Origin of the sequence: Burkholderia sp. BCC0419 (assembly GCF_902830285.1) — a bacterium.
Lineage (GTDB): Bacteria > Pseudomonadota > Gammaproteobacteria > Burkholderiales > Burkholderiaceae > Burkholderia.
Map to the genome: position 1 here is coordinate 1,930,275 of NZ_CADESR010000001.1, position 13,776 is coordinate 1,944,050.

Genomic DNA, 13,776 nt, shown 5'->3' on the forward strand with positions numbered 1-13,776 from the left:
GAACGTAGTGTACCGAACCGTACATTTCCTTACATCTGCTGCCGATTCTATATCCGTTCCTATTTAAATTCCAACCTCTTTTAACCACTCTGACGGAAAAAATGATCAGGAGCACAACGTATTTGTACGGCGTTTCGGTACGACTTACACATAGGATTTACGATAGGTTAGATGTGCACACCTAATCCACCAGTAAAACCGTTGCCTCGTCCACCAAGCCTGCGTGGGCCCCACGTTACGCCGCACGCGTAACGCCAATGTTGTGACGTTACGTTACGAAACGGCCGAAACCGTTCTCATTCATCTGCACTTAAACAGATTCAACAATCTTTCAGTTTCCGCAACTTCCTTTTCTGACAAGGAATTGCCTCGTTTAAAACCTGTTGTCGAACCGTCGGGCATCGAAATGGCACGACAGTTGCAGAGTAGTCCTCGCACCACTCAACACAACGCAGTTCACAACACATTTTTAATGCGAGGAAGAAATGGACATTAAGGTTATCCCTCATGGCGTGTTCCGGACGACTCTGATCGCGGCCACCGTTGCAGCCATGCTTTCCCTCTCCGCGTGCGGCGGTTCCGGCTCCATCAGCCAGGGCCTCGGCGGCGGCTCCAGCTCGGGCGGCGGCGACTCCATCTCCACGTCGGGCGGCGGCACCTCGGGTACGAGCGGTACCTCCGGCACCAGCGGGACCTCGGGCACGAGCGGCACGTCCGGCACCAGCGGTACCTCGGGTACGAGCGGCACGTCCGGCACCAGCGGTACCTCGGGTACGAGCGGCACGTCCGGCACCAGCGGTACCTCGGGCACGAGCGGTACGTCCGGCACCTCGGGTGTGTCGTCGAACCCAGTGGGAAATGTCCTCGCAAACACCAGCAATATCATCACGACTGCCGGCGGCGCCGTCTCCAATCTCGGCTCCGCCCTCGGCAGCCAGACGCTGCCGGGTGTCAATCCGGCCACCACGCAAGCCGCAGGCGGCATCGTGCAGAGCGTGGGCGGCGCCGTCACCGCGCTGGGCAACGGCGTCGGCAACGGTCTCGGCCAGCTTGGCGCAACGAAGGATCCGGTCGGCACCACGGTCGCCAGCACCGGCGGCGTGGTCAATCAGCTCGGCGGCGCAGTCACGCAAACGGGCAATCTGGTCACGAGCCTCGGCAGCGGCCCGCTGTCGCCGCTCGCGCCGGTCACGGGCGCCGTCGGCGGCCTCGTCTCGACGCTCGGGGGCGCCGTATCGAACGGCGGCACCACGCTCACCAACGTACTGTCGACCGGCCCGATCCAGCAGGTCACGCAAACGGTCAGCTCGGCCATCACGCCGATCACGACGATGGTCGGCCAGACGACCCAGACGATCGGCACGGCAACCGGCCTCGGCGCACCAGTCAACACGCTGCTCGGCACGGTCGGCAACGGGCTGAACCAGGCCGGCGCCCTGCTCGCATCGACGGGCGGCAATCCGGTCACCACCGGCCTCGGCAACACCGTCTCGTCGACGGGCAACACCGTGAAGGCCGTCGGCGGCTTGCTCACGGGCGGCACCGGCGGCGTGACCAACCCGCTCGCCCCGCTCACGGGGCTCGTCTCGACGGTCACCGGCGCACTCGGCGGCGCAACGGGCGGCAGCAGCGGCCCGCTCGCACCGGTCACGGGTCTCGTCTCCACGGTTACCGGCGCACTGGGTGGCGCAGCAGGCGGCAGCGGCGGCCCGCTCGCACCGGTCACCGGCCTCGTCTCGACGGTCACTGGCGCACTCGGCGGCGCAGCAGGCGGCGGCAGCGGCCCGCTCGCACCGGTCACGGGTCTCGTCTCGACGGTCACCGGCGCACTGGGTGGCGCAGCAGGCGGCAGCGGCGGCCCGCTCGCCCCGGTCACGGGCCTCGTCTCGACGGTCACCGGCGCGCTCGGCGGCGCAACGGGCGGTACCAGCGGCGGCCCGCTCGCGCCGGTCACGGGTCTGCTCGGCGCAGTCACGGGCGCACTCGGCGGCGTAACGGGCGGCGCAGGCGGCAGCAGCCCGCTCGCCCCGGTGACGAACGCCGTCTCCACGGTGACGAGCACGGTCGGCGTACCGGCACTGAGCGGCGGCACGGGTGCCGTCGCGAACTCGGGCTCGTCGTCGAATCCGCTTGCGCCCGTCACGTCGCTGATCGGCGGCCTGCTCGGCGGCACGCACGGCAAGTAATCCGACATCCATTCACCGAAAAGACAGCGAGGAGTCCATCATGTCCCAGCAACGCTCCATCACGACGGTCGCCCTGCGCCAATGGCGCGCGCCCCTCACCGCCTTCGCCGCAGCGTGCCTGCTGGCCGCCTGCGGCGGTGGCGGCGTCAGCTCGCCGCCGACCAGCAGCAACGACAACAACAACCCGAGCACGAGCGGCACGCCCGGCACGAGCGGCACCAGCGGCTCGCCGACCGGCACCAAGGGCGTCGTCAGCACGGTCGGCCAGACGGCCAGCGACCTCGGCAGCACGGTCGGCAACATCAGCCTGCCGGGCCTCGGCGACGGCGTGACGAAGGGTGTCGGCAGCACCGTGTCGAGCACCGGCACGATCATCAATGCGGCCGCGGATGCGTTGAGCAACGGGCTGGGGCAGATCGGCTCGACGAAGGACCCGGTCGGCACCACCGTTGCCGGTCTCGGCAATGTCGTCGGCGCAACCAGCAACACGGTGTCGGGCCTGAGCTCGACGGTCAAGGCGCTGGGCACGGGCCCGCTGGCACCGCTCGCGCCGGTCACGACGCCGGTCGGCACCGTGCTCGACACGGTCGCCAACGGTCTGACGGCCGCCGGCACGACGATCGGCTCGACGCTGTCGTCGGGCGCCGTGCAGCAGGTCACGCAACCGATCAGCTCGGCGATCACGCCGCTCGTGATCACCGCCGGCCAGGTCACGCAGCAGGTCGGCACGACGACCGGCCTCGGCCAACCCGTCTCGGGCCTGCTCGGCCAGATCGGCGGCGCCATCAGCTCAGCCGGCAAGCAGGTCGCCGGTACGTCGAGCCAGCCGCTCGTCGGCGACGTCGGTCAGCTCGTGACCGTGGTCGGCAATACCGTGACCAACGCGGGCGGCCTCGTCAATCCGAACGGCCCGAACGGCGCGGCACCGATCCCCGGCCTGATCACGAGCCTCGTCGGCGGCTCGACGGCTACCGTGCAGAACGGCCCGTCGTCGGGTTCCGGTTCGACGAACCCACTCGGCGGCCTGCTGTCGGGTCTCGGCTCCACGCCGCTCGGTTCGCTCACGGGCGCAGTCGGCGGCGCAACGGGCAGCTCGGGCAGCAATCCGCTCGCGCCCGTCACCGGACTCGTGTCGACGGTCACCGGTGCGCTCGGCAGTGCAACGGGTGGCGCAGGCAGTGCAAACCCTCTCGCACCCGTTACCGGTTTGCTGAATACTGTCACCGGAGCAGTTGGCGGTGCAGCAGGGTCCGGGGGCTCGAGCCCGCTCGCGCCGGTCACATCGCTGGTCGGCAGCGTGTCGGGTACGGCATCGTCGGGCGGCGGTTCGTCGGGCCTGCTGGCACCGGTCACGGGGTTGCTGGGTACGCTGGGTAGCGTCGGCAAGTAAGGAGGACGGTCGCGTCATCGCAGCCGGAGCGAATGACGCGGCCGTACGAACACAACCGGCATTGCGGCACGCGGCGCGCGACACCCTGGTGTCGTGCGCCGGCATGACAAAGAAGACGAAAAGCAAGGCCTACGAGGAAGAACAATGAAATCCAGACTCGACAGATGGATGATGCTGCTCGCCATCGCGGCAGCAGGCACGGCACAGGCACAAACACGCGTGGGTGGTAACCCGCTCGACTCCCTTCCCCAGATCAACGCACCGAAGACGGGCCCGAACGTCACCGTTCAGGTCGCACCGCAGGCGCCGCAATTGCAGGAGCTGCTGTCGCGGCACCTGACGCCGAAGACGTTCCAGGTCGAAGGCGTGAAGTCGGTGCCGTTCGAGGAAATCACGCGCCGCTTCACGCCGCTCGTCGGCAAGGACATCACGATCGGCGAGCTGATCGAAACCGCCAACGGCGTGACGAAGCTGTACCAGGAACGTGGCTACGCGCTGTCGTTCGCGTTCGTTCCCGCGCAGACGTTCGAGAACGGCGTCGTGCGCATCACGGTGGTCGAAGGCTATGTGTCGGACGTCAAGGTCACCGGCAAACCCGGCGCGATGGAACCGAAGATCCGCGCGATCGCCGCGCACATCACAGCCGACCGCCCGCTGCGCCGCGCGACGTTCGAGCGCTACGTGAACACGTTCGGCCTGCTGCCCGGCCTCACGGTGAAGGCGAACGTCCCGCCGCCGCAAACCACCGACGGCGCGACGACGCTCGAACTCGCGGTCGATCGCAAGCCGTTCAACGTCAGCACGGGTATCGACTTCAACCACCCGGGCGTCCAGGGCCTCATCACCGCGACCGAAAACGGCCTCACGTCGTTCGGCGAGCAGTTGAGCATCTCGGCGCTCGCGCCGCCGGGACGCGACAAGCAGACCTACTTCGCGTTCAGCGGCGCGGTGCCCGTCGGCAGCAGCGGCCTGATCACGCGCCTCGATGCCAGCACGTATCGCGGCAAGCCGACCGACAACCCGGGGTTGCCGTCGACCGTCGAGCGCACGGTCAAGAACGAAAAACTCGGTCTTTCGGCATCCTATCCGATCTTGCTGAACAACCAGCGCAGCCTGCTTGGCACCGTGTCGGGTTATGCGTCGCATAACGAAGATCGCTACCAGAACAAGATCAACGGCGCGAGCCTCGATACGCGCTCGCAAGTCCGCGTGCTGCAGATGCAGCTCGACTACACGAGCGTCCAGCCGAAACAGGTACAGAAGCTGAGCGTCAACGTCGCGAAAGGCTTCAACATCCTCGGTGCGTCGAAAGCGCAGGACATCACCGTCGGTACGACGACGACCTCGGTGGACAGCCCGATCTCGCTGACCTTCGTTCGCACCGGCGCGACCTTCACGCAGACGAACGAATGGCCGTTCCGGATCGGCACGTCGGTTTCGCTGACCGGGCAATACAGTCCGGACTCGCTACCGACATCCGAACAGATCTCGTTCGGCTCGACCCGTTACGCGCTCGGCTATCAGCCGGGCGAAACGTCGGGCGACTCGGGCTGGGGGATGTCGCTGGAAGTCAACCGCGGTTTCTCACCGGGCTGGACGTATCTGAAATCGATCACGCCGTACATCGCGTACGACATGGCGCGCGTGTATCTGCACTCGGGCACGCCATCGCCGAACCGCATGTCGTCGGTCGGCATCGGCGTGCGGCTCACGGACAGCCGCTACTACAGTCTCGACCTGAACGTCGCCAAACCGGTGGGCGACGCACCGGTCGAAAGCGCGTCACGCAGCCCGCGCATCAATGCCGCATTCTCGTATCAGCTCAACTGATCGGTCACCAAAGTCACCCAACAGCCCGCGTCACGCGGGCTGTTTCGATTAGAGTCCCCTCTATCAAACGTGGCGCGCGGTTTCACGTATTCTGGCGAAGCTCGCAACAGGCCCGCCCCATGCAGACGGTCGTGCGGGCGAATCGAACAGACATGCAAAACAAGGAGGATGACAATGATTCAACTGACTCGCCCGTTGCGTGCAATCGCCATTGCCGGCGCCCTGCTCACGTGCGCAGCCCCCACGTTCGCGCAAGCCGACAGCCCCATCGGCATGTGGCAGACGATCGACGACAACACCCATCAACCGAAGGCACTCGTGCAGATCGCCGAGGACGGCGACGGCTTGATGACGGGCAAGGTCGTCAAGGGCCTCGGTGCGAACGACACGCCCGATCGCCGCTGCACCGCGTGCACGGACGAGCGCAAGGATCAGCTCATCAAGGGCATGACGATCATCAAGGCGATGAAGAAGGAAGGCGACCACTGGGACGGCGGCAACATTCTCGACCCGGAGAACGGCAAGGTCTACAAGTGCAAGATGACGCTTGAAGACGGCGGCCAAAAGCTCGTGGTGCGCGGCTACATCGGCGTGTCGCTGCTGGGCCGGTCGCAGACCTGGGTTCGCCAGCAATAACGCAGTACGCGCCCAGACGCGTGGCTCAGCGCGGCTCAATGAAAAAATCGGCCTGCGACGACGTCGCCAGGCCGATTTCTTTTAGTGCGTGCACAACGAAAACCGATGAACATCACGCCGCGTGCTTCATCGTATCCGATGCATAGCTACCCGGTGCACGATACGCGGGTGCCGCGTTGCTACGCGCCTCGGCCGCCTTCGATTGCGTGTGCTTGCGCATTCGCGCGGACAGTTCATTGCACAGATTCATGCCGGCGTCGCCATAGAGCTCACGCATCACGTTCATCAGCGTGCCCGTTTCGTGCCACACCTTGAAGCGGCGATGGCATGTTTGATACGACGGGTAACGGCGCGGCATGGCCGACCATGTTGCGCCACTGTAGATCACCCAGAGCACACCGTTCAGCACGGCCCGCGTATTGGCTAATGGCCGGCCGCGCAACTCGGTGCGCGGCTGCATTTCGGGCAGAAGCGGCGCGACGCAGCCCCATTCGTGGTCGGTTAAATCGCGATACGGTGTCATGGACGTCTCCAGCCTTAATAACCATGACACCACAATATCGGCTCACCTCAACGATGAATATAAGACAAATCCGAAAATACCCGAAGATTGGCTGAATTTAACCGAAATTGACGTTTAAATCCCGCCAATTGCCAGAGCTCTCGATCAGCTCAGGTCAACGACGTATCGACGATGCGGCGCGGCGTTTCGAGATACTCCTTCGACTGCATCTCGACGATGCGCGAGACCGTACGCGCGAATTCGTTGGCCATCGGGCCTTCGACGTACAACGCTTCGGCCGGCACCGCCGCGGACATCAGCAGCTTGACCTTGTGATCGTACAGCACGTCGATGAGCCACGTGAAGCGGCGCGCTTCGGACGCCATCCGCGGCGACATCTGCGGCACCTCGGACAGCACGATCGCATGAAAGCGGCTCGCCAGTTCGAGGTAATCGTTCTGCGAACGCGGGCCGCCGCACAGCGTCGCGAAATCGAACCACACGACGCCGTCCGCCTTGCGCAGCGCCTTCAGCTCGCGCTTCTCGATATGCAGGATCGGACTCTCGTCGGGCACGGCCGCGAGCTTGCCGAATGCATGGCGCAGTTCGCGATCGGCCTCCGCGCCGAGCGGCGTGTGATACATCTTCACCTGCGCGAGCGTGCGCTGGCGATAGTCGACCCCCGCATCGACGTTGAGCACGTCGAGCTTTTCCTTGATCAGCGCGATCGCCGGCAGCATGCGGTCGCGATGCAGGCCGTCCGGATACAGGTCGTCGGGATCGTAATTGGACGTCATCACGAACTGCACGCCGTTGTTGAACAGGCGGTCGAGCAGGCGGTACAGGATCATCGCGTCGGCGATGTCCGACACGTGAAACTCGTCGAAGCAGATCAGCCGGTAACGCTTCGCGATGCGTCGCGCGAGTTCATCGAGCGGATCGGCCTGCCCTTTCAGCTCCTCGAGCTCGCGGTGCACTTCGCGCATGAATTCGTGGAAATGCAGGCGCGTCTTGCGCTGCACGGGTACGACTGCGTAGAAGCTGTCCATCAGGAAGCTCTTGCCGCGACCGACACCGCCCCACATGTAGACGCCGCGCGGCAGCTCCGGATGAATGATGAGCTTCTTGAACGCGTTGGAGCGGCGCGCCTTGTAGTCGACCCATTCGTCGAAACAGCGCTGCAGGCGATCGACGGCCGCGCGCTGGGCGGGATCGGACTGATAGCCGCGCGTGGTCAGTTCGCGCGTGTAGTATTCGGTGACGTTCATCGGGCAAACCGGAAAGAACGAAGGCGAGCGGGAAACCCCGCCCGCCTTCGTCATGAGACGGCCGCGCCGGCCAACGGCCGGCAGGCGCTACACCGTGCTCAGCTGTTCAGCGAGCGCTTGTCGACCGCGAGCGCCGCTTCGCGCATCACTTCCGACATCGACGGGTGCGGATGGCAGATGCGGGCGATGTCTTCCGACGCCGCCTTGAATTCCATCGCCACCACGGCTTCCGCGATCAGGTCCGACGCGTTCGCCGCGATCACGTGCACGCCGAGCAGTTCGTCGGTCTTCGCGTCCGCGATCATCTTCACGAAACCGTCCGGCGCGTTCATGCCGAGCGCGCGGCCGTTGATCGAGAACGGGAACTTGCCCGACTTGATCTCGCGGCCTTCGGCCTTCAGCTGCTGCTCCGTCTTGCCGACCCATGCGATTTCCGGGTACGTGTAGATCACCCACGGAATGCAGTTGTAGTCGATGTGCGGCTTCTGGCCGTCGATCACTTCCGCGACCAGCACGCCTTCGTCTTCCGCCTTGTGCGCGAGCATCGGGCCGCGCACCACGTCGCCGATCGCGTACACGTTCGGCACCGCCGTGCGGCAGTGGTCGTCCACGTCGATGAAGCCGCGCTCGTTCGCCTTCAGGCCGATGGCCTCGAGGCCGAGGTTGTCGGTGTTCGGCACGCGGCCGACCGACACGATCAGGCGGTCGGCGTCGAGCGTCTGCGCGTTGCCGTCCTTGTCCGTGTAAGCGATCGACACGCCGTTCGCGGTCGTCTTCACGTCGCCGATCTTCACGCCGAGATGGATGTCGAGGCCCTGCTTCTTGAACAGCTTCGCCGCTTCCTTCGCGAGCGCTTCGTCGGCTGCGCCAAGGAACGCCGGCAGCGCTTCGAGCACCGTCACTTCGGCACCCAGGCGACGCCACACCGAGCCGAGCTCGAGGCCGATCACGCCTGCGCCGATCACGGCGAGCTTCTTCGGCACCGACTCGAACGTCAGTGCGCCTTCGTTGTCCGACACGATCTTGTTGTCGACCGGGACGTTCGGCAGGTGACGCGCCTTCGAGCCCGTCGCGATGATCACGTTCTTCGCGGTGACGACTTCGGTTTCGCCCTCGCCGCTCACTTCGATCTGCACGCCGGCGTCGGTCTTGCCGGTGAACTTGCCATGGCCCTTCAGCCAGGTGATCTTGTTCTTCTTGAACAGGAACTCGATCCCGCTCGTCATCTTCTCGACGATCGCATCCTTGCGGCCGAGCATCTTCGGGACGTCGATCTTCACGCCGTCGACCGTGATGCCGTGGTCGGCCAGGTGATGCGACGTGTTCTCGAACTCTTCCGACGATGCGAGCAGCGCCTTCGACGGAATGCAGCCGACGTTCAGGCAGGTGCCGCCGAGCTTCAGCGCGCCGGCCGGGTTCTTCCACTTCTCGATACAGGCAACGGTCTTGCCGAGCTGCGCGGCGCGAATCGCGGCGATGTAGCCGCCGGGGCCGGCGCCGATCACGACGACGTCAAATTCCTTGGACATGACAATCCTTTCTACTTGTACGCCCGCGGGTTCGCGCGTGGACGCGAACCCGCGGAACGGGTCGATGCGGTGAGACTCGGCTTACAGGTCGAGCAGCAGGCGTGCCGGATCTTCCAGCGCATCCTTCATCGCGACGAGCGACAGCACGGCTTCGCGGCCGTCGATGATGCGGTGGTCGTACGACAGCGCGAGGTAGTTGATCGGGCGGATCACGATCTGGCCGTTCTCGACGACCGGGCGCTCCTTCGTCGCGTGCACGCCGAGGATGGCCGACTGCGGCGGGTTGATGATCGGGGTCGACAGCATCGAACCGAACACGCCGCCGTTCGAGATCGAGAACGTACCGCCCGTCATTTCCTCGATCGACAGCTTGCCGTCCTTCGCCTTCTGGCCGAATTCGGCGATCTTCTTCTCGATCTCGGCGAGGCTCAGCTGATCCGCGTTGCGCAGGATCGGCACGACCAGGCCGCGCGGCGAACCGACCGCGATACCGATGTCGAAGTAGCCGTGGTAGACGATGTCGTTACCGTCGATCGACGCGTTCACGAGCGGGAACTTCTTCAGCGCATGGACGGCCGCCTTCACGAAGAACGACATGAAGCCGAGCTTCACGCCGTGTTCCTTCTCGAACTTGTCCTTGTACTTGTTACGCAGTTCCATGACCGGAGCCATGTTCACTTCGTTGAACGTCGTCAGGATCGCGTTGGTCTGCTGCGATTCGAGCAGGCGCTCGGCGATACGCGCACGCAGGCGCGACATCGGCACGCGCTGTTCCGGACGGTCGCTCAGCCACGTCGCTGCCGACGCCGGCACCTTCACTTCCGGCAGCGCCGGCTTCGCGGCGGCGGTCTTCGCCGGTGCGGCGGCCGGAGCAGCCTTCGGCGCGCTGCCTGCGGCCAGCGCGTCGCCCTTCGTGACGCGGCCGTCGCGGCCCGAACCTGCGACGTCGCCCGTCGACAGGCCCTTCTCGGCCAGCAGCTTCGCTGCGGCCGGCGAGGCGGCGGCCGAGCTCGATGCGGCCGCGGCAACCGGCTGTGCGGCCGGCGCGGCTGCAGCAGGCGCTGCCGCCGGCTTGACTTCGGCGGCACCTGCCGCGGCTTCTGCAGCACCCGCCTTCGCTTCGGTGTCGATCGTCGCGATCAGCTGATCGGCGACCACCGTGTCACCGTCGTTCTGCAGCACTTGCGCGAGCACGCCCGCTGCCGGCGCCGGCACTTCGAGCACGACCTTGTCGGTCTCGAGTTCGATCAGGATTTCGTCCTGCGCGACTGCTTCGCCCGGCTTCTTCTTCCACTGCAGCATGGTGGCTTCCGACACCGACTCCGAAAGCTGGGGGACTTTGACTTCTACGATAGCCATGTGATTTTCCTGGATGCTTAATCTGGGGTGTGACGAGGTTCGTGCGATTCCTTCGGCCGGTGCGGCGCGCGACGCGCCCGGCAGGCCAAAAGGAACGGGAAAGCGCCGCGCGCCTTCCCGTTTCGCTTCCGTCGGTTATTTCGCGAGCGATGCGCTCTTCAGGCGGCCGAATGCACCTTCGATCAGGGCCTTCTGCTGCTCGTAGTGCTTCGCGTAGTAGCCAACCGCCGGCGAGGCCGAAGCCGGACGGCCGCTGTATGCCAGCTTCTGCCCTTCCTTCATGCCTTCCTTCAGGTGGTGCTCGACGTAGAACCAGGGGCCCTGGTTCTGCGGCTCGTCCTGCACCCAGACCACTTCAGTCGCGTTCTCGTACTTCTTCATTTCGGCTTCGAACTGCTTGTGCGCGAACGGATACAGCTGCTCGATACGGATGATCGCGACGTCGTTCGCCTTCGCTTCGCGGCGATGCGCGACGAGGTCGTAATACACGCGGCCCGAGCACGCCAGCACGCGCTTGACCTTCTTCGCGTCGATGCCGCCGTCGGTTTCGCCCAGCACCGGCTGGAACGAACCCTTCGCCAGTTCCGACAGGTCCGACACCGCTTCCTTGTGACGCAGCAGCGACTTCGGCGTCGCGACGATCAGCGGCTTGCGGAACAGGCGGATCATCTGGCGACGCAGCAGGTGGAAAATCTGCGCCGGCGTCGTCGGCTGAACGACCTGCATGTTGTGGTCAGCACACAGTTGCAGGAAACGCTCGATACGCGTGGACGAGTGTTCCGGACCCTGGCCTTCGTAGCCGTGCGGCAGCAGCATCGTGAGACCCGACACGCGGCCCCACTTCACTTCGCCCGACGAGATGAACTGGTCGATCACGACCTGCGCACCGTTGACGAAATCGCCGAACTGCGCTTCCCACAGCACGAGCGTATTCGGCTCGGCGGTCGAGTAACCGTATTCGAAGCCCAGCACCGCTTCTTCCGACAGCACCGAGTCGATCACCGTGAACTTCGCCTGACCGTCGGCGATGTTCTGCAGCGGCACGTACGTGCCGTCGTTCCAGCGCTCGCGGTTCTGGTCGTGCAGCACCGCGTGACGGTGCGTGAACGTGCCGCGGCCCGAGTCCTGGCCCGTCAGGCGCACCGAGTAGCCCGATGCGACGAGCGACGCGAACGCGAGGTGTTCGCCCATGCCCCAGTCGAGCGGCTGGTCGCCGCGCGCCATGTTGCGGCGGTCGTTGATCACGCGCTCGACGAGCGGGTGGACCTTGAAGTTTTCCGGGACCGTCGTGATGCGTTCGCCCAGGCGCTTCAGTTCGGCGAGCGGCACGGCCGTGTCGGCTGCATCCGTCCACTTGCGGTTCAGGAACGGCACCCAGTCGACCGCGTACTTGCTCTTGTAGTTCGACAGGACCGGGTCGACCGTGTGGTGACCGTCGTCCATCGCCTTGCGGTACGCCTTCACGTAGCCGTCGACGTCTTCCGCGGCGATCACGCCCTGCTGCACGAGCTTCTCGGCGTACAACGCACGGGTGCCCGGGTGCTGCGCGATCTTCTTGTACATCAGCGGCTGCGTGACGGCCGGCGTGTCCTGCTCGTTGTGACCCAGCTTGCGGAAGCAGACGATGTCGATCACGACATCCTTGTGGAACTGCATCCGGTAGTCGATCGCGATTTGCGTCGCGAGCACGACGGCTTCCGGATCGTCACCGTTCACGTGCAGCACCGGCGCCTCGATCATCTTGACCACGTCGGTACAGTACAGCGTCGAGCGCGCGTCGCGCGGGTCGGACGTCGTGAAGCCGATCTGGTTGTTGATGACGATGTGCAGCGTGCCGTGCGTGCCATAACCGCGCGTCTGCGCGAGGTTCAGCGTCTCCATCACGACGCCCTGGCCTGCGAAGGCCGCGTCGCCGTGGATCTGCACCGGCAGCACCTGCAGGCCGTCTTCGTCGCCGCGACGGTCCATCCGCGCCTTCGCGGAACCTTCGACCACCGGGTTCACGATTTCGAGGTGCGACGGGTTGAACGCGAGCGACAGGTGGACCGGGCCGCCCTCCGTCGACACGTCCGACGAGAAGCCCTTGTGGTATTTCACGTCACCGGCCGGCAGGTCGTCGACGTGCTTGCCTTCGAATTCGGCGAACAGGTCGGCCGGCATCTTGCCCAGCGTGTTGACCAGCACGTTCAGACGGCCGCGGTGAGCCATGCCGATGATGATTTCCTGCACGCCGCTCTTGCCCGCGTGCTGGACAACTTCGTCCATCGCCGCGATGAAGCTTTCGCCGCCTTCGAGCGAGAAGCGCTTCTGGCCGACGTACTTGGTGTGCAGGTAGCGCTCGAGGCCTTCGGCGGCCGTCAGGCGATTCAGGATGTGCTTCTTCTTGTCGGTCGAGAAGGCCGGCGTCGCGCGGGTCGACTCCAGGCGCTCCTGCCACCAGCGCTTCTGCTCCGGATCGCTGATGTACATGAACTCGGCGCCGATCGTGCCGCAGTACGTGTCGCGCAGGCCCTTGACGATGTCGCGCAGCGAAGCCTGGTCGAAACCGAAGTACAGGTTGCTTGCGCTGTACGTTTGGTCGAGGTCGCCTTCGGAGAAATCGTAGAACGCGGGTTCGAGCTCGGGAATGGCCGGACGTTCGCGACGCTTCAGCGGATCGAGATTGGCCCACTGCGAGCCGAGGAAGCGGTAGGCGCTGATGAGCGACTGGACGTGCACCTGCTTGCGTGCGGTCGCGAGATTGCTGGTGCTTTCGCGCGGGATGAAGGCATTGGCCTTCGCACGCTCGGCGAACGATTCGACGATCGGGAAGTGAGCGACGTCATTGGCGGTCGAGCCGTCCGTTGCAGGCACGTTCTGCAGCGCGTCGAAATACTCTCGCCAGTTCTCCGGCACCGACGCCGGATTGTTGAGGTATGCATCGTACAGTTCTTCAACGTACGAAGCATTGCCGCCGAACAGATAGGAGTTCAGCTGAAACTGCTTCATTACATCTGACATTTTACGCTCACCTTTCTTCGAGCTTCTCGAGAAATAGCGGGTTACTCAACCTTCCGCGACACGGCCTGACCGTTTA

At 64.9% G+C, this 13,776-nt stretch carries 9 protein-coding genes; 4 read left to right on the top strand and 5 right to left on the bottom strand.

Translation table 11 applies throughout. From position 1 onward, the window contains the following. Positions 1 to 485: 485 nt before the first annotated feature. The 4 genes from HWW87_RS08635 (at position 486) to HWW87_RS08650 (ending at position 6,042) form a co-directional block, all read left to right on the top strand. Positions 486 to 2,186 (top strand): collagen-like triple helix repeat-containing protein, encoded by a 1,701-nt coding sequence (locus HWW87_RS08635; protein ID WP_175819954.1) that lies wholly within the window; start codon positions 486 to 488, stop codon positions 2,184 to 2,186. Between the two features lie 40 nt (positions 2,187 to 2,226). After that, positions 2,227 to 3,576 carry a collagen-like triple helix repeat-containing protein gene (locus HWW87_RS08640; RefSeq protein ID WP_175819955.1) on the top strand — a complete coding sequence of 450 codons (1,350 nt, stop codon included), beginning with the start codon at positions 2,227 to 2,229 and terminating at the stop codon, positions 3,574 to 3,576. A gap of 144 nt (positions 3,577 to 3,720) precedes the next feature. Further along, positions 3,721 to 5,406: a ShlB/FhaC/HecB family hemolysin secretion/activation protein gene (locus HWW87_RS08645; protein WP_175819956.1), complete on the top strand. Its 1,686-nt coding sequence runs from the start codon at positions 3,721 to 3,723 to the stop codon at positions 5,404 to 5,406. Between the two features lie 174 nt (positions 5,407 to 5,580). After that, positions 5,581 to 6,042, top strand: a complete 462-nt coding sequence (locus tag HWW87_RS08650) for a DUF2147 domain-containing protein (protein ID WP_175819957.1) — start codon at positions 5,581 to 5,583, stop codon at positions 6,040 to 6,042. Positions 6,043 to 6,154: 112 nt separating this feature from the next. Here the strand turns inward: HWW87_RS08650 and HWW87_RS08655 are convergent, their stop codons facing one another. The 5 genes from HWW87_RS08655 to HWW87_RS08675 form a co-directional block, all read right to left on the bottom strand. Beyond that, positions 6,155 to 6,565 (bottom strand): transposase, encoded by a 411-nt coding sequence (locus tag HWW87_RS08655; RefSeq protein WP_174429478.1) that lies wholly within the window; start codon positions 6,563 to 6,565, stop codon positions 6,155 to 6,157. Between the two features lie 149 nt (positions 6,566 to 6,714). Then, entirely contained in the window at positions 6,715 to 7,812 is a 1,098-nt protein-coding gene (zapE, locus tag HWW87_RS08660; protein WP_174386692.1) for a cell division protein ZapE, read from the bottom strand. A gap of 98 nt (positions 7,813 to 7,910) precedes the next feature. After that, positions 7,911 to 9,341: a dihydrolipoyl dehydrogenase gene (gene lpdA, locus HWW87_RS08665; RefSeq protein ID WP_175819958.1), complete on the bottom strand. Its 1,431-nt coding sequence runs from the start codon at positions 9,339 to 9,341 to the stop codon at positions 7,911 to 7,913. A gap of 81 nt (positions 9,342 to 9,422) precedes the next feature. Next, positions 9,423 to 10,700, bottom strand: coding sequence for a 2-oxoglutarate dehydrogenase complex dihydrolipoyllysine-residue succinyltransferase (gene odhB, locus HWW87_RS08670; RefSeq protein WP_175819959.1), 1,278 nt, complete (start codon positions 10,698 to 10,700; stop codon positions 9,423 to 9,425). Positions 10,701 to 10,835: 135 nt separating this feature from the next. After that, entirely contained in the window at positions 10,836 to 13,700 is a 2,865-nt protein-coding gene (locus HWW87_RS08675; protein ID WP_175819960.1) for a 2-oxoglutarate dehydrogenase E1 component, read from the bottom strand. Positions 13,701 to 13,776 lie beyond the last annotated feature (76 nt).

Coding starts and splice junctions, on each gene's coding strand:
- HWW87_RS08635 (WP_175819954.1), top strand. CDS start 486: ATGGACATTAAGGTTATCCCTCATGGCGTGTTCCGGACGACTCTGATC.
- HWW87_RS08675 (WP_175819960.1), bottom strand. CDS start 13,700: ATGTCAGATGTAATGAAGCAGTTTCAGCTGAACTCCTATCTGTTCGGC.
- lpdA (WP_175819958.1), bottom strand. CDS start 9,341: ATGTCCAAGGAATTTGACGTCGTCGTGATCGGCGCCGGCCCCGGCGGC.
- zapE (WP_174386692.1), bottom strand. CDS start 7,812: ATGAACGTCACCGAATACTACACGCGCGAACTGACCACGCGCGGCTAT.
- odhB (WP_175819959.1), bottom strand. CDS start 10,700: ATGGCTATCGTAGAAGTCAAAGTCCCCCAGCTTTCGGAGTCGGTGTCG.
- HWW87_RS08650 (WP_175819957.1), top strand. CDS start 5,581: ATGATTCAACTGACTCGCCCGTTGCGTGCAATCGCCATTGCCGGCGCC.
- HWW87_RS08645 (WP_175819956.1), top strand. CDS start 3,721: ATGAAATCCAGACTCGACAGATGGATGATGCTGCTCGCCATCGCGGCA.
- HWW87_RS08655 (WP_174429478.1), bottom strand. CDS start 6,565: ATGACACCGTATCGCGATTTAACCGACCACGAATGGGGCTGCGTCGCG.
- HWW87_RS08640 (WP_175819955.1), top strand. CDS start 2,227: ATGTCCCAGCAACGCTCCATCACGACGGTCGCCCTGCGCCAATGGCGC.